Annotated in this window: 9 protein-coding genes; 8 read left to right on the forward strand and 1 reads right to left on the reverse strand. The window is 71.4% G+C overall.

Features of this window, described 5'->3' with window-relative positions; all coding sequences use genetic code 11:
- The first annotated feature begins 23 nt into the window (after positions 1-23).
- From CFB40_RS08895 to CFB40_RS08925, 7 genes are all read left to right on the forward strand, one after another.
- Entirely contained in the window at positions 24-680 is a 657-nt protein-coding gene (locus CFB40_RS08895) for an RNA polymerase factor sigma-70 (RefSeq protein ID WP_089425379.1), read from the forward strand.
- Between the two features lie 86 nt (positions 681-766).
- On the forward strand, positions 767-1,009 hold the full coding sequence (locus CFB40_RS08900; protein ID WP_089431055.1) for an MbtH family protein: 243 nt from the start codon (positions 767-769) through the stop codon (positions 1,007-1,009).
- A 44-nt stretch (positions 1,010-1,053) separates the two neighbouring features.
- Complete coding sequence (locus CFB40_RS08905; RefSeq protein WP_089431056.1) at positions 1,054-2,061, forward strand: TauD/TfdA family dioxygenase; 1,008 nt, start codon at positions 1,054-1,056, stop codon at positions 2,059-2,061.
- Entirely contained in the window at positions 2,061-2,909 is an 849-nt protein-coding gene (locus tag CFB40_RS08910; RefSeq protein WP_089431057.1) for an ABC transporter ATP-binding protein, read from the forward strand. Before CFB40_RS08905 ends, CFB40_RS08910 begins: the two co-directional genes overlap by 1 nt.
- Positions 2,906-4,996 carry a Fe(3+)-hydroxamate ABC transporter permease FhuB gene (gene fhuB, locus CFB40_RS08915; protein ID WP_089431058.1) on the forward strand — a complete coding sequence of 697 codons (2,091 nt, stop codon included), beginning with the start codon at positions 2,906-2,908 and terminating at the stop codon, positions 4,994-4,996. The genes CFB40_RS08910 and fhuB overlap by 4 nt, the downstream gene beginning before the upstream one ends.
- On the forward strand, positions 4,993-5,796 hold the full coding sequence (gene fhuF, locus CFB40_RS08920; protein ID WP_089425383.1) for a siderophore-iron reductase FhuF: 804 nt from the start codon (positions 4,993-4,995) through the stop codon (positions 5,794-5,796). The genes fhuB and fhuF overlap by 4 nt, the downstream gene beginning before the upstream one ends.
- Positions 5,793-6,830, forward strand: a complete 1,038-nt coding sequence (locus tag CFB40_RS08925; protein WP_089425384.1) for an ABC transporter substrate-binding protein — start codon at positions 5,793-5,795, stop codon at positions 6,828-6,830. The genes fhuF and CFB40_RS08925 overlap by 4 nt, the downstream gene beginning before the upstream one ends.
- A gap of 315 nt (positions 6,831-7,145) precedes the next feature.
- On the opposite strand, the gene CFB40_RS08930 is transcribed toward CFB40_RS08925, so the two are convergent.
- A complete protein-coding gene (locus CFB40_RS08930) occupies positions 7,146-8,891 on the reverse strand; it encodes a cyclic peptide export ABC transporter (RefSeq protein WP_089425385.1) in 1,746 nt (581 codons plus the stop codon).
- A 273-nt stretch (positions 8,892-9,164) separates the two neighbouring features.
- On the opposite strand from CFB40_RS08930, the gene CFB40_RS08935 reads away from it, so the two are divergent.
- A complete protein-coding gene (locus tag CFB40_RS08935) occupies positions 9,165-18,827 on the forward strand; it encodes a non-ribosomal peptide synthetase (protein WP_089431419.1) in 9,663 nt (3,220 codons plus the stop codon).

The raw sequence follows: 18,827 nt of genomic DNA on the forward strand, positions 1-18,827 counted from the left end.
TCGGAATTTGACGGAGCAGATCGATGGCGATGGCGGAAGTGCTCGACCGACCGGCGGCGGCAGCGGCAAACCCGTTCCTCGGCAGTTATCCCGACCGGCCGCCGCGTGCGCGCCGCACCGCGGAGCCCCGTGCGCAGGGTGCGTTGCTGGACGTGCTGATCTCGCATCGGGCGATGCTCGTCAATGTCGCGCGCGGCTTCGTCGGCTGTGCGAGCCGCGCCGAGGACGTCGTGCACGACGTGTTCGTGAAGCTCGTCGAATTTCCGAACCAGGACGCGGTGCGCCAACCGGTCGCGTACGTGACGCGGATGGTGCGCAATGCGTCGATCGATGCGTGCCGCCGGCAAAGCCTCGAGAACGTCTATCACACGGAAGAGGACGACGGCTTCGACGTGCCGTCGCCCGAGCCGACGCCGGAAGCCGCGCTGCTGACGCGCGACACGCTGCGGCGCGTGTGGGCGGCGCTCGACGACCTGCCGGCGCGCAGCCGCGCGGCGTTCGAGATGGTGCGGCTGCGCGAGGAGACGCTGCAGACCGCGGCGCGCGCGCTGAACGTGTCGCAGACGCTCGTGCATTTCATGGTGCGCGACGCGGAGCGCCACTGCGCGGAATGCCTCGACGCGTGCCATCGCGGCGTCGCGTGCCCGGTGTTCCTGGGCGGCCGCGCACGGCGCCGGTAAAAAACCGCGCCGGCCAAACGTCTATCAGTCAGGAGCGGCCGAAACCGCCGCTTCGCCACCTTCAACCGCCTCAGCGATTTCCGATCATGACGCAAGCCACGACGCCTTCCGCCGACACCGATGACCTCGTCTACGCGGTCGTCATCAACGACGAAGAACAGTATTCGATCTGGCCGACGTTCCGGCCCGTGCCGGCCGGCTGGCGCGAGATCGGCGTGAGCGGCCCGAAAGCCGACTGTCTCGCGCACATCGAGACCGTCTGGACCGACATGCGCCCCGCGAGCCTGCGCCGCGCGATGGACGGCGAGCGCGCACCGCGCGCGTCGTGACCCGCTGCGCCGTGATCCGGCGCGCCACCTGAAGAGGACGTTGCATGACCCTGCTTTCGTTGCCGACGCTCGACGACCTGCGTATCGAGCCGGGGCTGCCCACCGTCGTGTCGCCGCGCGGCAGTGACGGCATGTCGATCGACGACGTCTCGCCGCTAGCGCGCGAGATCGCGGCCGACACGCTCGAACGGGCGGGCGGCGTGCTGTTCACGGGTTTTCACGTGCCGTCGATCGACGCGTTCCAGCAGTTCGCGGCGTCGTTCGGCGATCCGCTGATCGGCTATGAATACGCATCGACGCCGCGCAGCCAGGTCGAGGGCGCGGTCTACACGTCGACCGAATACCCGCCGCACCGCGCGATTCCGCTGCACAACGAGCAGTCGTATACGCGCGAATGGCCGCTGCGGATCTGGTTCCACTGCGCGCTCGCCGCGCCGAAGGGCGGTGCGACGCCGATCGCGGACAGCCGCGCCGTCTATCGCGCGCTCGATCCGGCGCTGATTGCGCGTTTCGAGAAACGTGAACTGCTGTACGTGCGCAATTTCGGGCAGGGGCTCGACCTGCCGTGGCAGCAGTCGTTCGGCACCGACGAGCCGGCCGAAGTCGAGCGGATGTGCGCGGCGCGCGGCATTGAATGCGCATGGCGCACCGACGACGACGGCGAGCTGCTGCTGCGCACCCGCGAACGCTGCCAGGCCGTCGCGCGGCATCCGCGCACCGGTGACCGCGTGTGGTTCAACCAGGCGAACCTGTTTCACCTGTCGGCGCTCGACGACGACATGCAGGAAGCGCTCGTCGACGCGGTCGGGCTCGAGAACGTGCCGCGCAACGTGTATTACGGCGACGGCGAACCGCTCGAAGCCGACGCGCTCGCGGAGATCCGAGGCGTGCTCGACCAGCAGCGCATCGTGTTCCCGTGGCGCACGGGCGACGTGCTGATGCTCGACAACATGCTGACCGCGCATGCGCGCGACCCGTTCGAGGGGCCGCGCAAGGTCGTCGTCGCGATGGCGCAGAGTTATACGGTCCCGCGCGGCCGAACGGAGGATTGATGACGCGTAGTACCGCCGCGCTTGCCGCGCGCGGGCTGTCGGTAGGGTATCGCGACCATGTCGTGATCGACGGGCTGGACCTGTCGATCGCGGCCGGCCGCGTAACCGCGCTGTGCGGACCGAACGGCTGCGGCAAGAGCACGCTGCTGCGCACGCTCGCGGGCCTGCAGCCCGCACGTGCCGGCCATGTCGAAGTCAACGGCCAGCCGCTCGCGGCGTTTCGCCGTCGCGCGCTCGCGCGCGAGCTGACGATGCTCGCGCAGTTCAACCAGATTCCATCGGGCCTCACCGTGCGCGAACTCGTCGCGTACGGGCGCTATGCGTACGGCGGCTTCCTGCGCGGCCTGTCGCGGGCCGATCACGCGGCGATCGACGAGGCGCTCGAGACGAGCGGCCTCGCGGGCGACGCGGACCGTGACGTCGGCGCGCTGTCGGGTGGCGAGCGCCAGCGCGCGTGGATCGCGATGGCGCTCGCGCAGCAGGCGCCGATCGTGCTGCTCGACGAACCGACGACCTATCTCGACATCCATCACCAGCTCGACATCCTCGATGCGCTGCGCACGCTGAACCGCACGCGCGGGCTGACGATCGTGTGGGTGCTGCACGACCTGAACCAGGCGGCCGCGTACAGCGACGAGATCGTGCTGATGCGCGCGGGCCGTCTCGTCGCGCAGGGCACGCCCGACGCGATGCTCGATCCGGCGCGGCTGCGCGCGGCGTTCGGCGTCGAGATGCTGAAGCTTTCGCATCCGCAGACGGGCGCGCCGATGTGCGTGCCGGCCTACGGGCCGACGACCGACGGCGCGCCGCAGGCGGCCGGCGTCTTCGACCGGGATCTCGCCGTATGACGACGTTCGCGATGCGCAAGCGCCTCGCGGCGGCGGGGAAGGGCACGGCGTCGGGCCGGGCCGGCGCGATCGCGTTCGGCCTCGTCACGTTGATCGCGCTGCTCGCGGTGCTGCGCGTCGCGCCCGATCTGCGCGTGTGGTGGAGCGCCGTGCCCGGCAGCGATGCCGCCGCGCTCGCGCACGTGTTCCTGTTCGACCTCAACCTGCCGCGCGTCGCGGCCGCGCTCGTCGCGGGCGGCTGCCTCGGCATCGCGGGCGCGCTGTTCCAGTCGCTCACGCGCAATCCGCTCGCGTCGCCCGACCTGCTCGGCGTGACGGGCGGCGCCCAGCTCGGCCTGCTCGCGGCGATGCTCGTGCCGGCGCTGGCGGGTGTCGCATCGGTGCCGCTGCTGTTCGTCTGCGGGCTGGCCGCGGCCGGCTGCGCGATAGTCGCGGCCGGCGGCTGGCGCGCGACGCCGTTGCGCCTCGTGCTCGCCGGCAGCGTGTGCATGCTGCTGTTCGCGGCGCTGTCGACGCTCGTGCTCGCGTTCTTCGAGCAGAACATCGCGGGCGCCGCGCTGTGGACCAACGGCAGCCTCTACCAGCCGGGCGCGACGGGCCTCGCGCTCGCCGCGCGCTGGCTCGTCGTGCCGCTCGTCGCGTTGCCGTTCGTGATCCGGCCGCTGAATCCGCTCACGCTCGGCGACGATGCGGCGGCGGCGGCCGGCGTGCGCGTCGACGCGACGCGGCTCGCCGCGACGATCGTCGCGGTCGCGTTCACGAGCGTGGCGGTCAGTATCGCGGGCCCGCTGTCGTATGTCGGCCTCGTCGCGCCGAACCTGCTGCGCCAGGTGCGCGGCGCGCGCGCCGCGCGGCTCGGCGTGCTGGTGCCGCTGTCGGCGCTCGCGGGCGGTGCGCTCGTGCTCGTCACCGACAGTGCGGTGCTCGCGTCGGGTCTCGACGCGACGCTGTCGACCGGCGTCGCGATCGCGCTGGTCGGCACGCCGCTGATGCTCGCGATGATCCGGCGCGGTGCCGCGTGGTCGGGCGTGCTGCACGCGGATGCCGAACGCGCGTCGGGCGGCGGTTCGACGTGGCTCGTCGGCTGGCTCGAACGGCTCGGCTGGCCGCTGCGCACGGCCCTGTTCGTCGCGGCGGGCGTGCTGATCGTGTTCGTCGGCGTGTCGGCCGGCCCCGAGTGGCTGTCGATCGCGCGCTGGTCCGCTGCGCTGTCCGGCCACGATGCGCTCGCGCGGATGCTGATCGACCTGCGCATGCCGCGCCTGTTGTGCGCGCTGCTTGCCGGCGCGTTGCTGGCGGTGAGCGGCGTCGCGATGCAAAGCGTCGTGCGCAATCCGCTCGCGGGCCCCGAAGTGCTCGGCGTCACGCAGGGCGCGGGGCTCGTCACGCTGTTCGCGTTGTCGACGTGGCCGCTGATGGGTCATGTGACGCTCGCGGCGGCCGCGCTGATCGGCGGCGGGCTGTCGCTCGCGGTCACGCTCGCGTTGAATCACCGGCACCGCTATGCGCCGCTCGCGGTGGCGCTGACGGGCATCGTGATCGGCGCGCTGTGGACCACGCTCGCGCAATGGCTGATCACGCAGGAAAGCGTGCAGCCCGCGCGCTTCGTCGTATGGCTCGTCGGCGGTACCTATGGGCGGAGCTGGGGCGAAGTGTCGATGCTGCTGCCGTGGTGCGTGCTCGCGGTGCCCGTGTTCGCATGGCTCGCGAAACCGCTCGACATGCTCGCGCTCGGCGACGACCAGGCCGCCGCGCTCGGCCTGCCGGTGGCGGCACTCCGGCCGCTCGCACTGACGATCGCGACGCTCGCCGCGTGCGCGGCCGTCGCGGCGGTCGGGCCGGTCGGTTTCATCGGGTTGATGGCGCCGCACGTCGCGACGATGCTCGGCGCGCGCCGGCACCGGACGCGGCTGTGGCTCGCGGCCGCGTGCGGCGCGCTGATCCTCGGCGCGGCGGATCTCGCGGCGCGTACGGTCGTCGCGCCGCGCGAAGTGCCGGCCGGCGTGCTGACCGCGCTGATCGGCGCGCCGTACCTGCTCGGGCTGCTGATCCTCGAGGGGCGCCGCGCCCGGCGCGCAGGGCGATGACGCCCGCGCTCGACGGCGCGCGCGCCACGCGCTTCTCGGCGTTCGCGCCCGAACCGTTCGCCGAACACCTCGACGTCGTCTGGCTCGGCATGCCGGACGACGCGCACGATGCGCCGGGCCGGATCGTCGTACCCGTCAGCACGCTGCCCGATCACCGCGAGGCAATCCTCGACGCGATGGTCGGCCATTACGGCGGCGATCCGGCGCAGCATGCACGCGCGCTGATGTCGCAATGGAGCAAATACTATTTCGGTCGCGCGGCGCCGGCCGGCGTCGTCGCCGCGCTGACGCTCGGCCGGCCGCTCGACATGTCGCCCGAGCGCACATTCGTCGCGCTCGACGACGGGATGCCCGCCGCGCTGTACGTCCCGCACGATGCGCTCGGCGCGCCGTGCGACGACCCGGCGCCCCGCTATGCGGGGCTCGTCGCGCATCTCGGCGCGGTGATCGACCTGCTCGCGGCAATGGGCCGCGTCACGCCGCGCGTGCTGTGGAGCAACGCGGGCAACCTGCTCGACTATCTGCTCGATACGTATCGTGCGCTGCCATGCGCGGCCGATCCCGTCCGCGATGCGGACTGGCTGTTCGGCTCGCGCTGCGTGCACGGCGAGCCGAATCCGCTGCGCGTGCCCGTGCGCGATACCGTGCCGCGCTCGGCGCTGCTGCCGACGCCGTTTCGCGCGCGCCGCGTGTGCTGCCTGCGCTATGAAATTCCTGGAGAAACGCAACTGTGTGGAAGCTGCCCCCTGCTACTGACGATGGACGACGCGGCGCTGGCCGGGCAGGACGCGATCCGGTGATGGACGCCGGCCGCCGGCACGCGCTCGGCGCACTCGCGGCGCTCGGCGCCGCGTGCTGCGGTGCGTTTGCCGCATCGTCCGGCGCGGTTGCCGCGCCCCTCGATGCCCATCGCGAGCAGGGCGCGCGTGCGCCGGGGGCGGTGTCGCTGGCCGGTAACCCCGTCGTGTCGCAGGCGAGCACGACGATGCCGGTGCGGCCGCAGCGCGTGGTCGCGCTCGACTTCATGTTCGCGGAAAGCGTGATCGCGCTCGACCTCGTGCCGGTCGGGATGGCCGATACCGCGTTCTATCCGGGCTGGCTCGGATACCAAAGCGACCGGCTCGCAAACGTGACCGACATCGGGTCGCGCCAGGAGCCGGGCCTCGAAGCAATTGCGGCGGTCAAGCCCGACCTGATCATCGGCGTCGGTTTTCGCCATGCGCCGATCTTCGACGCGCTCGACCGGATCGCACCGACGATCCTGTTCCAGTTCAGCCCGAATGTGTCCGATGGTGGCGTGCCGGTCACGCAGCTCGACTGGATGCGGCAGATCTTCCGGACGATCGGTGCGGTGACAGGGCGCGACGCGCGCGCGCAGGCGGTCGATGCGCAGCTCGATGCGGGCATCGCGCGCAATGCGGCGCGGCTCGCGGCCGCGGGCCGCAAGGGAGAGCGCGTCGCGCTGCTGCAGGATCTCGGCTTGCCCGACCGCTACTGGGCCTATACCGGCAACAGCACGTCGGCGGGGCTCGCGCGGGCGCTCGGGCTCGATCCGTGGCCGAAGAAGCCGACGCGGGAAGGCACGCTGTACGTGACGTCGGCCGATTTACTCAGGCAGCGCGAGCTGGCCGTGCTGTTCGTGACCGCGTCGGGGATGGACGTGCCGCTATCCGCGAAACTCGATTCGCCGGTGTGGCGCTTCGTTCCCGCGATGAAGGAACACCGGATCGCGCTCATCGAACGCAATATCTGGGGGTTTGGCGGCCCGATGTCGGCGCTGAAGCTGGCCGACGTGATGACCGACACGATGCTGAAGCTGCCGGCCGTGCGTTGAGTGCGCGGCGCTCCTCGATCGGCGGATGACGCCGCTTCGACTTGGACGGGCAGGGCGTTGCGGTCGGCCTGCGCGCGCCGCGCGGCGATCCGGGTCGACCCGGCCGCGTGGCCGGCGGTCGCGCTCGATGCGATGCGCTTCGGTCGGGTGGCATACTCGCCGACGGCGGCCGCTGCATGTGCGCGGGACGCGCGGTGAATCGCCCCAGGGCGTTCTGCGGTCGCGCGACGCGCCGGCCACATTGCTTCCTGAAACGAAAATCACCGACGCACTGCCATGGCAGCGCGTCGGCGTTTTTTTCATCGACTTGCCGTGTTACGCGCTCAGCGCATCGACACCATCCTGCGCGCGAGACCGCGCCGGCGTCGTATCGCTGACGATGCGCCCGTTGTCCAGCTTCAACAGGCGGTCGGCGAGATCGAAGTAGCGGTCGTCGTGCGTGATCACGATCACGGCCTTGCCGCGCGCACGCAGCTCGGGCAACAGTTGCTCGTAGAACACGGCCTTGAACGACGGGTCCTGGTCGGCCGCCCATTCGTCGAACAGGTAGAACGGCCGATCCTCCAGGTACGCGACGACGAGCGCGAGCCGCTTGCGCTGCCCGGTCGACAGCGCGCGGGTCGAGAACGCGCCGTCGACCACCTTCACCTTGTGATCGAGCGCGAGCTTCGCGACCAGCGCGTTCGCGCGTGCATCGGCCTGCGCGCGGGACGGATCATCGGGGTCGACGATGCCGAGCAACGCATCGAACAGGTGGAAATCGTTGAACACCGCACTGAAGCGCTGCCGGTACGCGGCGCGCTCGCGCCAGCCGATCGTGCGGCCGTCAACCTCGATCGTGCCTTCCTCGGGTTCGTAGAGGCCCGTCAGCACCTTCGCGAGCGTCGTCTTGCCGCTGCCGTTGCCGCCGACGATGAACACGAGCTCGCCCGGCTGGATCGTCAGGTTGATCGGCCCGATGCTGAACATCCGTTCGTCGCGTTCGTGGAAGTACGCATGCGTGACGCCGCGCAGCGTGACGGCGCCGGCCGGCGGCACGTCGGGGGCGTCGGACGCGGGCGGCACCGTGCGCAGCGCGCCGAATTCAGCCATCACGCCTTCGATCCGCGTGAGCGACACGCGGGCCGCGTTGACGGTCGGCAGGTTGTTCAGCAGCCCGTCGAGCGGCACGAGCATGAACAGGAACACGACGACGTAGCCGGCGGCCGCGGCCGGATCGGCATGCACGCCGAGCTGCGGCCAGAACGACGCGATGCCGAGGAACACGTAGAACAGGAAGATGATCCAGCCAACCCCGACCGCATACGCGCTGAACGCGCGGCGGCGGTGATCGCGCACTTCGCCGATCGCGGCGCCGAGCTGGCCGTCGACGAACTGGCGGGCGCGTTCATCGTGCAGCTTCAGCTCCTTCGCGCCGGAAAACAGCGAGCCGAGATAGCCGAACAGGCGATCCTGCGCCTGGCCGGCCGCTTCGAGCGCCGCGATCGCGCGGCGGTCGCCGGTGTGATAGCCGAGCGAGCCGGCGATGATCGCGGCCAGCGCGAGCAGGCACACCGGCCACGACAGCCACGCGAGATAGCCGAGGCAGCCGAACACGATCGAGCCGTGCATGACCAGGTTCGGCAGCGCGAAGAACAGCATCGACACGTTGGTGGCGTCGTCGGTCAGCACCGACTGCACGGGCGCCGCGCCGATCCGCTCGATGTCGCGCAGCTCGGCCGCGCCGACGCGCCGCGCGAGATGCACGCGCAGCCGCGCCATCGTGTCCTGCGACAGGCGGGCAAACAGCGTGCCGGACACGATCCGCGTGACGAGTGCGATCACCGCGCACAGCGCGAAGCGCCACGCGAGCGACGCGTCGGCCGCGCCCGGCTGCGAGAGCGCGCGGTTCAGCGTCGCGACGAGCAGCACGCTCGCGACGCCGTTCAGCACGCACGCGGTGAGCGCCAGCGCGAGCGACACGCGGCTTTCGCGCAACAGCGCAAGGATCAGGCGCGCCGCGGGGCGGCCGGGGGAAGCGTCGAGGGACGGCGGGGAAGAAGGCTCGTGGGCGGCTGTCATCGGCAACGTCGGTAAAGGGAAGGCAAGCGAAAACGCGGAAACGGCAAAACTGACGCGAAAGCGGCGGGCGAGGCGGGGCCCCGTTCCGGCTTTCCTCCCTGATAGACGAACGGGCCGCGCAAATATTTAGCGGCCCGTTCAAAAAAAGCGTCCGCACGCGCTTTGCGCACAAAACGGTAAAAAATCGGCCGCGCCGTTCGTCACACCAGTGAAGCCGCCCCCAAGCGGCCCCGAGACTTGGCCGAAGCGGCCGGACCGAAGGACTTCACGCACATGACGAGTTTCCCGACTGCGCTGCATCACCGAATCCGCGAACTGGCGCGCGTCGCGCCCGACGCACCCGCCATCGCGGTCCCTTTCCAGAATGACTTGCGCCTGTCGCGCGGCGCGCTTGACGCGCGGGCGTCGCGACTGGCCCGGCAACTGCGCGCGGCCGGCGTCGGCGCGGAAGTGCGGGTGGGCGTGTGCGTCGAGCGCTCGGGCGACCTGTTCGTCGCGCTGCTGGCCGTGCTGAAGGCGGGCGGCGTGTTCGTGCCGCTCGATCCGCGTCATCCGGCCGCGCGCCTCGACTGGATCGTCCAGGATGCGCAGTTGCGGCACGGGATCGTCGACGCGGCCGGCCGCGCGGCGCTCGGCACGCCGTTCGACCACACGTTTGACGCGGCCGGCGGCGCGGCGCACGGGCAGGAGATCGTTGCGGATGACGAAGCAGTGCCCGTCCACCCGCGTGCGGCCGCCTACATGATCTATACGTCGGGTTCGACGGGCACGCCGAAGGCGGTCGTCGTCGAACACGGGCCGCTCGCCGCGCACTGCGACGCGCTCGCGGCCGCGCTGCCGATCGAGGCCGGCGACCGCCTGCTGCATTTCGCATCGGTCAATTTCGATGCCGCGCACGAATGCTGGCTCGCGCCGCTCGCGACCGGCGCCAGCATCGTCGTGGCGCCGCCGCAGCCGTTCGCGCCGGATGCCGCGCATGCGCTGATGGTGAACGAATCGGTCAACGTGGCCGCGTTCCCGCCCGCGTACCTGCGCGAATTCGCGGCGGTGGCCGCGCGCGACGGCGTGCCGCCGGCCCTGCGCGTGCTCGCGTTCGGCGGCGAAGCGCTGCCGCAGCAGGCGTTCGAATTCGTGCGCGGCACGTTCCCGTCGGTACGCCTGATCAACGGCTACGGGCCGACCGAGGCCGTGATCTCGCCGATGCTGTGGCCGGTCGAGCCGGGCGAGACGCCCGTGCTGGCCGCCGACGATGCGTATGCGTCGTTGCCGATCGGCCGCGTGATCGGGCCGCGCGTCGCGCGTGTCGATGGCGGCGAGGCAGATGGCGTGGGTGAGCTGCTGCTGGGCGGCGTCTGCGTCGCGCGCGGCTATCACGGCCGCCCGGCGCTGACGGCCGAACGCTTCATTCCCGATGTCGACGGCGAACCCGGTGCGCGCGTGTACCGCACCGGCGACCTCGCACGGCTGCGCGACGACGGCGCATTCGATTACCTTGGCCGCCTCGACGACCAGGTTCAGGTGCGCGGCGTGCGTGTGGAGCCCGCTGAAATCGCCGCGTGCCTGCGCTCGCATCCGGCCGTGGCCGACGCGGCCGTGGTCGCTGAAACCGGCAACGGGCCGACGCGGCTGATCGCATGCGTCGCGCTGCGTGCGGCGGCCGACGATGCGGCGCTGAAAGCGCATGTGGCCGCGCAACTGCCGGCCGCCTGGCAGCCGCACCGGTTCGTGCGGTGCGATGCGCTGCCGTATACGCTGAACGGCAAGCTCGACCGTGCCGCGCTGCGCGAGACGATTGCCGCCGCGCGCGATACCGCGCAAGGCAGCGGCGACGCACCGCGCACGCCGACCGAGCAGCAGCTCGCCAGCCTCTGGCAGACGCTGCTCGGCCTCGACGTCACGCCGTCGCGTGACGACCGATTCTTCGCGCTGGGTGCCGATTCGCTCGCGGCGATGCAGTTGCAGGCCGCGATCCGTGCCGCGGTACGCGTGAACCTGCGGCTCGACACCCTGTTCGCCGATCCGGCGCTCGTCGAACTGGCCGACGCGGTCGATCGTGCGGAGCGCGAAACCGGCGAGCCGCTCGCCACGATTTCCGCACGCCGTGTACCGGCCGATGCGACCGTGTCCACCGCACCGCATGCCGACCGCGCTGCATCGCTCGCCCAGCAACGTTTCTGGGTACTCGCGCAAACGCGCGATGCAAGCGCCGCGTATCACGTCGCCGCACACTGGACGATCGACGGCACGCTCGATCGCGCGGCGCTGCAGCGCGCGCTCGATCACGTGATCGGCCGCCACGAAGCCTGGCGCACGACACTCGTCGACAACGACGACGGCGTCGTGATGCAGCGGATCCACGCCCATTTGCCGGTGTCGATCGCCGACCTCGACCTGCGCGACCAGCCGCCCGCCGCGCGGGACGCACAAGCCGCCCGTCTCGCCGAGCGCGAGGCGGCCGAGCCGTTCGACCTCGCACGCGGCCCGCTGCTGCGCGCGACGCTGGTTGCACTCACCGACGACCGTCACCGCCTGCTGCTGACCGCCCATCACGCGATCACCGACGGCTGGAGCTCGCGCTGCGCGTTCGACGAACTGTCGGCCGCCTATCGCGCGTATGCCGAAGGCCGCGAGCCGTCGCTGCCCGACCTGCCGATCCAGTACGCCGACTACGCGGACTGGCAGCGCGACATGCTGGCCGGCGGCGAGGGCGAGCGCCAGCTCGACTACTGGCGCGGCGCGTTGCGCGACGTGCCGGGCCCGCTCGCGCTGCCGGTCGATCGTCAGCCGGGCGCTACACGCACGCTGCAAGGCGCGCGCGTGTCGGTGCGGCTGCCCGACGCGGTCGCGGCCGACGTGCGGCAACTCGCGCGCGACGCGCAGGCAACGGTCTTCACGGTGCTGCTGGCCGGGCTCGACGCATGGCTGTCGCGCCTGACCGGCGCAACGGACGTCGTCGTCGCGGTGCCGGTCGCGCATCGCCAGCGCCCGGAAACGCGCGCGCTGCTCGGGCTGTTCCTGAATACGGTCGCGCTGCGTGTGCAAGTGGCGCCGACGCTGCCGTTCCGTGCACTCGTCGATGCGACGCGCAAGGCGGCGCTCGATGCGGTCGCGCATCAGGACGTGCCGTTCGAGCGTGTCGTCGATGCGGTGAAGCCGCCGGTCAAGCGCGGCGACGAATGGCTGCGCGTGAAATTCGCGCAACAGTTCGACGCGCGGCACGACAGCGTGCTGCCGGGCGCGACGGCTGTTGCCACGCCGGGGCCCGACCTCGCCGCACGCTTCGATTTCGCCGTGGATTTCACCGACGATGCAAATGGCATCGAACTGGTCGCGGCCTATGCGACCGACTGCATCGACGCCGACACCGCGCGGGCGTGGCTCGACAGCTATGCGGCGCTCGTCGGTGCGGCCGCGCGCGATCCGCACCAAACGACGGCCGTATTGCCGTGCGACACAGCGGCCGCTTCGCGCCAGCCGCGCGACGGCCGTGCGCTGCACATTGAACATGCGGACATCGTCGCCGCGTTCGCGCGGCAGGCGGCCGCGTATCCGCACCGCATCGCGCTCGCCGATGCGTCGGCGTCGCTGACATTCGCCGAACTCGACGATGCGTCGAACCGCATCGCCCGCGCGCTGACCCAGCGCGGCGTGGCCGCCGAAGCGTCCGTCATCGTCTGCATCGAACGCTCGGCGCGCTTCGTCGTCGGCCTGCTCGGCGCGCTGAAGGCCGGTGCGCTCGCCGTGTTGCTCGATCCCGCGCAGCCGGCCGCGCGCCTCGCTGCCGCGGCAGACGACTGCGGCGCGCGCTGGGCGCTCGTCGCGGACCCGGCCGCATGGCCTGCCGGCATCGACGCACAGCCGCTCGACGTCGACGCGCTCGCGCAGGACGCGACGCTCGCACACGCCACCGGCGTGCGCATCGCACCGCATCCGGAGCAGGGCGCGTACCTGATCTATACGTCGGGCTCGACCGGCACGCCGAAGGGCGTCGTCGTGTCGCACGGCGCGCTGGCCGACTACGTGCAGGGGATGCTCGACGAACTCGCGTTCGCACCGGACGCGTCGTTCGCGATGGTGTCGACCGTCGCGGCCGACCTTGGCCATACGACGCTGTTCGGCGCGCTGTGCGCAGGCCGCACGCTGCACCTGCTGCCCGCCGCATGCGCGTTCGATCCCGACCTGTTCGCCGAAGAGATGCGCCACCGCGACGTCGGCGTGCTGAAGATCGTGCCGAGCCACCTGCAGGCGCTGCTCGACGCACGTGTGCCGGCCGACGTGCTGCCGCGCCACGCGCTCGTGACGGGCGGCGAAACGCTCACGTGGGCGCTCGTCGCGCGCCTGGCCGCGCTGGCGCCCGCCTGCCGCGTGATCAACCACTACGGGCCGACCGAAGCGACCGTCGGCGCGATCGCCTGCGATACGGCGTCGATCGCCGCCGATGCGCGCGATCCGGCGAGCGGCGTGCCGCTCGGCCTGCCGCTGCCGAATGCGCGCGCGCTGGTGCTCGACGCGTTCGGCGCGTGCGTGCCGGCCGGTGCGACAGGCGAGCTGTATCTGGGCGGGCCGGGCGTCGCGCGTGGCTACCTCGGGCGTCCGGCGCAGACCGCCGAGCGCTTCGTGCCCGATCCGTTCACGCCCGGTGCGCGGCTGTATCGCACGGGTGACCGCGTGCGCTTGCGCGCGGACGGCCGCCTCGCGTTCCTCGGCCGTATCGACGATCAGGTGAAGATTCGCGGCTATCGCGTCGAACCGGGCGAGGTGAGTGCGGCGGTGCGCGCGGCCGGCCCGGTCGCGCAGGCCGAGACGCTCGCGATCGAACACGACGGCCGCCTGCGGCTCGCGACGTTCGTCGTGATGCGCGATGGCGCGACCTTCGACGAGGCTGCCGTGCGTGCGGCGCTTGCCGCGAAGCTGCCCGACTACATGGTGCCCGCGCAATTCGTCGCGCTCGCGCGCCTGCCGGTGACCGCGAACGGGAAGATCGATCGCGCGGCGTTGCGTGAACTGGCGGTCGCCCCGGTCGTGACCGCCGCTGGCGATGCACCGCAGGGCGCGGTCGAAACGGTGCTCGCCGAAGTCTGGCAGGCCGTACTGAAAGCGCCGAAGGTCGGCCGTGACGACAACTTCTTCGAGCTCGGCGGCGATTCGATTCTCGTGCTGCAGGTGATCGCCCGCGCGCGCAAGCGTGGTGTGCGCTTCACGCCGAAGCAGCTGTTCGACGGCCCGACGGTCGCCGAACTCGCACGTATCGCGAAGACGGAAGCCGTGACTGCCGCTGCCGCGCAGCCTGCCGTTGCCGCCGCAGCCAGCGCGCCTGTAACAGCCAAGGTCCTGACGCCCGCACAGCAGCGCTTCTTCGCGCTGGACATCCCGCATCCGGGCCACTGGAACCAGTCGGTTGCGTTCGACGTGCGCGGGCCGTTCGACGCGGAGGCATTCGCGCGCGCGTTCGACGCATTGCTGACGCATCACGACGCGTTCCGCCAGCGTTTCGCGCGCGACGCGGACGGCACGTGGCACGCCAGCGATGCGGCGAAGCCGTACGACGCGCTGCCGTTCGTCGAAGTCGCCGCCCGCGACGCAACCGACGCGCTCGCACGTTTCGACGCGTTGCAGCGCCGTCTCGACCTCAGCCGCGGGCCGCTTGCCTGCGCCTGCGCGGCGCGCTTGCCGGACGGCTCGACGCAGCTCTATCTCGCGATTCACCACGTGATCGTCGATGGCGTGTCGTGGCGCATCCTGCTCGACGACCTCGACACGGCCTATCGCACCGCATGCGAACGCGCGCCGGTCCGACTGTCGCAGCCGGGCCTGCGTGCGGATGCATGGGCGGCACGGCTTGCCCGTGCGGCAACGGAACCGGCATCGCCGTTCGCGGCCGAAGCCGCGTACTGGGCCGACATGGCGCAAGGCGACGACATCGCGTCCGATCATCCCGACGCAGCGGCGACGAACGCCGATGCGGCCGTCGTCGTGCAGACGATCGACGCGGCCTTGACCCGCGCGGCGCTGACCGATGCGCACGCGGCCTATCGCACGCAGACGATCGAACTGCTGGGTGCCGCGCTCGCGCTGGCGCTGGCCGGCGTGAGCGGTGCCGCATCGTGCCGTGTCGAACTCGAAGGGCACGGTCGCGAGGCGCTGTTCGACGACGTGGATGCCAGCCGCACGATCGGCTGGCTGACGAGCCATTACCCGGTGACGCTGCCGGTCACGGCCACGGCAAGTGACACGCTATGCGCGGTCAAGGACACGCTGCGTGCGGTGCCGCACAAGGGGCTCGGTTTCGGTGTGCTCGCGCACTACGGCGATGCGGCGACGCGTGCGGCGCTGGCCGCCGTGCCGCGTCCGCGCGTCACCTTCAACTATCTCGGCCAGTTCGACGCGCCGCGCGACGCCACGCTCGTGCCGCGCTTCGGCGGCACCGGCGTGGAGCGCGATCTACAGGGGCCGCTCGGCAATACGCTCGCGATCCACGCGTATCTCGACACGGATCGCGACGGCGCACGCACGCTGAAAGTGCACTGGGTCTACGGCGCACCGCAATTCGAGCGCGCGACGATCGACGCATTCGCCGAACGCTTCGCGGCGGCGCTGCGCGAACTCGTCGACGCGTGCGCGTCGCGCGTCGCGCAGCGCGGCGGTGGCGCGACGCCGGGCGATTTCCCGCTCGCGCAGGCCGCCGGCCTCACGCAGGCCGCGATCGAGCGCACCCCGCTCGACTGGCGCACGATCGACGACGTCTACCCGTTGTCGCCGATGCAGCAGGGCATCCTGTTCCATGCGCTGTTCGCCCCCGGTCATGCCAGCTACGTGAACCAGCTCGTCGCGACCGCGGCAGCACTGGACGCCGACCGGTTCGCGGCCGCGTTCGACGCGTCGATCGCACGCCACGACATCCTGCGCACGAGCGTAATGCCGGACGAAGCCGCGCCGCTGCAGTGCGTGCATCGCCACGCGCAAATGCCGGTCGAACAGCTCGACTGGCGCACCCGCGGCGACACCTTCGATGCCGATTTCGACGCATGGCTTGCCGCCGATCGCGCACGCGGCTTCGACTGGCGCGAGCCGCCGCTGATGCGGCTTACGCTGATCCGTGTGAGCGACGACGCCTGGCGCGTCGTGTGGACGCGTCACCACGTGCTGCTCGACGGCTGGAGCACCGCGCGCCTGCTCGCCGACGTGCTGCGCGACTATCGCGACCCGGATGCCGTGTCGCCGTTCGCGAGCCGCCCGGCGCTGCGTTATCGCGACTTCATCGCGTGGCTCGGCACGCGCGACCGCGACGCCGACGAACGTTTCTGGACCGAACGCCTCGCACGACTCGACGCACCGACGCTGATCGCGGAACGCACGGCCGACCGCGCGGATGCCGACATGGTCACGTGGCGCGCGACGCTCGATGCCGACACGCTGACGCGTGTCGCGCTGACGGCGCGCGCACTGAAGCTGACGGTCAACACGCTGGTGCAGGGCGCGTGGGCGCTCGCGCTGCAGCGGATGACGCACCAGCCGGCCGTCGCGTTCGGCGCGACCGTCGCGGGCCGCCCCGATGCACTCGCCGACGTCGATTCGGTGCTCGGTCTCTTCATCAACACGCTGCCGGTGATCACGGCGCCCACGCCGCAGCAACGCGCGGCCGACTGGCTGCAAACGCTGCAACGCGAGAACGCGGCCGCCGCCGAGCACGCGCACACGCCGCTCGCCGACATCCAGCGCTGGGCGCGCGGCGCGGGCGGCGCACTGTTCGACACGCTGGTCGTGTTCGAGAACTACCCGGTCGACGACACGGCGCGCGACGCCGATCCGCGTGCGCTGGCATTGAGCGACGTGCGCAGCATCGAAGCGACCGATTTCGCGCTGACGCTCGTGATCGAAAGCGGTGCCGAACTGACGATCGACTACGGCTACGACACCGCGCGCATCGACGCGCGGCAGGTTGAAACGTCGCACCGCGCGTTCGTGTGCGCCCTCGATGCACTGGCCCGCACGCCGGATGCGCTGCTCGGCACGCTATCGATCGCCGACGAAGCCACCCGTGACGCACTGGCGCGGGCGCAAGACACTACCCAAGCATGGCCGGCGTCGCAGCAACAGCCGCTGCACCTGCAATTCGCCGAGGCGGCACGGGCGACGCCCGACGCGATCGCGCTCGAATACGCGGACGTTCACGGCGGCGTGCATCGCGCGACCTATCGCGAACTCGACGTCAGCACGTCACGCATCGCGGCGGCGCTGCGCCGGCGCGGCGTGCAGCCCGACACGCCGGTCGCGCTGTGCGTCGAGCGCTCGTTCGACATGGTGATGGCGCTGGTCGGCGTGCTGAAGGCCGGCGCGGCTTACCTCCCGATCGATCCCGACTATCCGGCCGAGCGCATCGCCTACATGCTGCGCGACGCGCGGCCGGCCGTCGCGATCACGCAGGCCCATCTGCGCGAGCAGGTCGAGGCCGCGCTTGGCGAGGGCGTCACGACGCAGCTGCTGACGGTAGCGGACCTGCTCGCCGACGAAGCCGAAAGCGACGCTGCCGAGGTGACCGCCACGAGCGACAACGCCCAGCTCGCGTATTTGATCTACACGTCCGGTTCGACCGGCAAGCCGAAGGGCGCGGGCAACACGCACGGCGCGCTCGCGAACCGGATCGCGTGGATGCAGCACGCCTACGGGCTGACGCGCGACGACGTCGTGCTGCACAAGACGCCGTTCGGCTTCGACGTGTCGGTGTGGGAATTCGTATGGCCGCTGGCGATCGGCGCGAAGCTCGCGATCGCCGCGCCCGGCGACCATCGCGATCCGGCGCGTCTCGCGGCCGCGATCCATGCGCACGGCGTGACGGTGCTGCACTTCGTGCCGTCGATGCTCGCCGCGTTCGCCGCGTATCTCGACGATTTCTCGGCCGCCGCACAGTGCGACAGCGTGCGCCTGATCGTCGCGAGCGGCGAGGCGCTCGCGCCTGAACTCGTCGCGAAGATCGCGCGGCTGCTGCCGAACGCGACGCTCGTGAACCTGTACGGGCCGACCGAAGCGGCCATCGACGTGTCGCACTGGACCTGCGGCCCCGACGACGCGCATGCGGCCGCGGTGCCGATCGGCCATCCGATCGCGAACCTGCAACTGCACGTGCTCGACGCGGCATGGCAGCCGGTGCCGGCCGGCGCGACCGGCGAACTGTATCTCGCGGGTGCGGGCCTTGCGCGCGGCTATCTCGGCCGTCCGGCGCTGACCGCCGAGCGCTTCGTGCCCGATCCGTTCGTGCCGGGCGCGCGCATGTACCGCACGGGCGACCTCGCACGCCGGCGCGCCGACGGCGCGCTCGACTATCTCGGCCGCGTCGACACGCAGGTGAAGCTGCGCGGCCAGCGGATCGAGCCGGGCGAAATCGAAGCATTGCTGCGCGCGGCGCCCGGCGTGAACGACGCGGTCGTGATCGTGCGCGACGAGCAACTGATCGGCTATGTCGCACGCGGCGACGCGGGCCCGCTCGACCGGGCGGCACTGCTCGACACGCTGCGCGCGCAGTTGCCGGCCTACATGGTGCCGTCGCAACTGATCGAACTCGATGCGTTGCCCGTGACGCCGAACGGCAAGTGCGACCGTCATGCGTTGCCCGCGCCGGTGCGCGAAGCAGTGGCGGAAGTCGAGCTGGCGACCGACACCGAACGCGCGCTCGCCGGGATCTGGCAACGCGTGCTGCACGTGGACGCGATCGGCCGCGACGGCGATTTCTTCCTGCTCGGCGGTCATTCGCTGCTCGCGACGCAGGCCCATGCGCAGGCGAACCTGCACTGGGGGCTCGCGTTGCCGCTGCGCACGCTGTTCGACACGCGCACGCTGGCGCGCTGCGCGGAGGCGATCGACGCGGCCTGCGCGGCCCGCGGCGCGACCGATGCGGCGAGCGCGATCGATGCGCTGCTCGGCGAACTGGAAACCCAATAA

It is taken from the genome of Burkholderia sp. AU31652 (assembly GCF_002223155.1).
GTDB lineage: Bacteria > Pseudomonadota > Gammaproteobacteria > Burkholderiales > Burkholderiaceae > Burkholderia.

Excerpts from the sequence above, each read along its gene's own strand:
- CFB40_RS08895 (WP_089425379.1), top strand. The coding sequence starts at position 24 with ATGGCGATGGCGGAAGTGCTCGACCGACCGGCGGCGGCAGCGGCAAAC.
- CFB40_RS08900 (WP_089431055.1), top strand. The coding sequence starts at position 767 with ATGACGCAAGCCACGACGCCTTCCGCCGACACCGATGACCTCGTCTAC.
- CFB40_RS08905 (WP_089431056.1), top strand. The coding sequence starts at position 1,054 with ATGACCCTGCTTTCGTTGCCGACGCTCGACGACCTGCGTATCGAGCCG.
- CFB40_RS08910 (WP_089431057.1), top strand. The coding sequence starts at position 2,061 with ATGACGCGTAGTACCGCCGCGCTTGCCGCGCGCGGGCTGTCGGTAGGG.
- fhuB (WP_089431058.1), top strand. The coding sequence starts at position 2,906 with ATGACGACGTTCGCGATGCGCAAGCGCCTCGCGGCGGCGGGGAAGGGC.
- fhuF (WP_089425383.1), top strand. The coding sequence starts at position 4,993 with ATGACGCCCGCGCTCGACGGCGCGCGCGCCACGCGCTTCTCGGCGTTC.
- CFB40_RS08930 (WP_089425385.1), bottom strand. The coding sequence starts at position 8,891 with ATGACAGCCGCCCACGAGCCTTCTTCCCCGCCGTCCCTCGACGCTTCC.
- CFB40_RS08935 (WP_089431419.1), top strand. The coding sequence starts at position 9,165 with ATGACGAGTTTCCCGACTGCGCTGCATCACCGAATCCGCGAACTGGCG.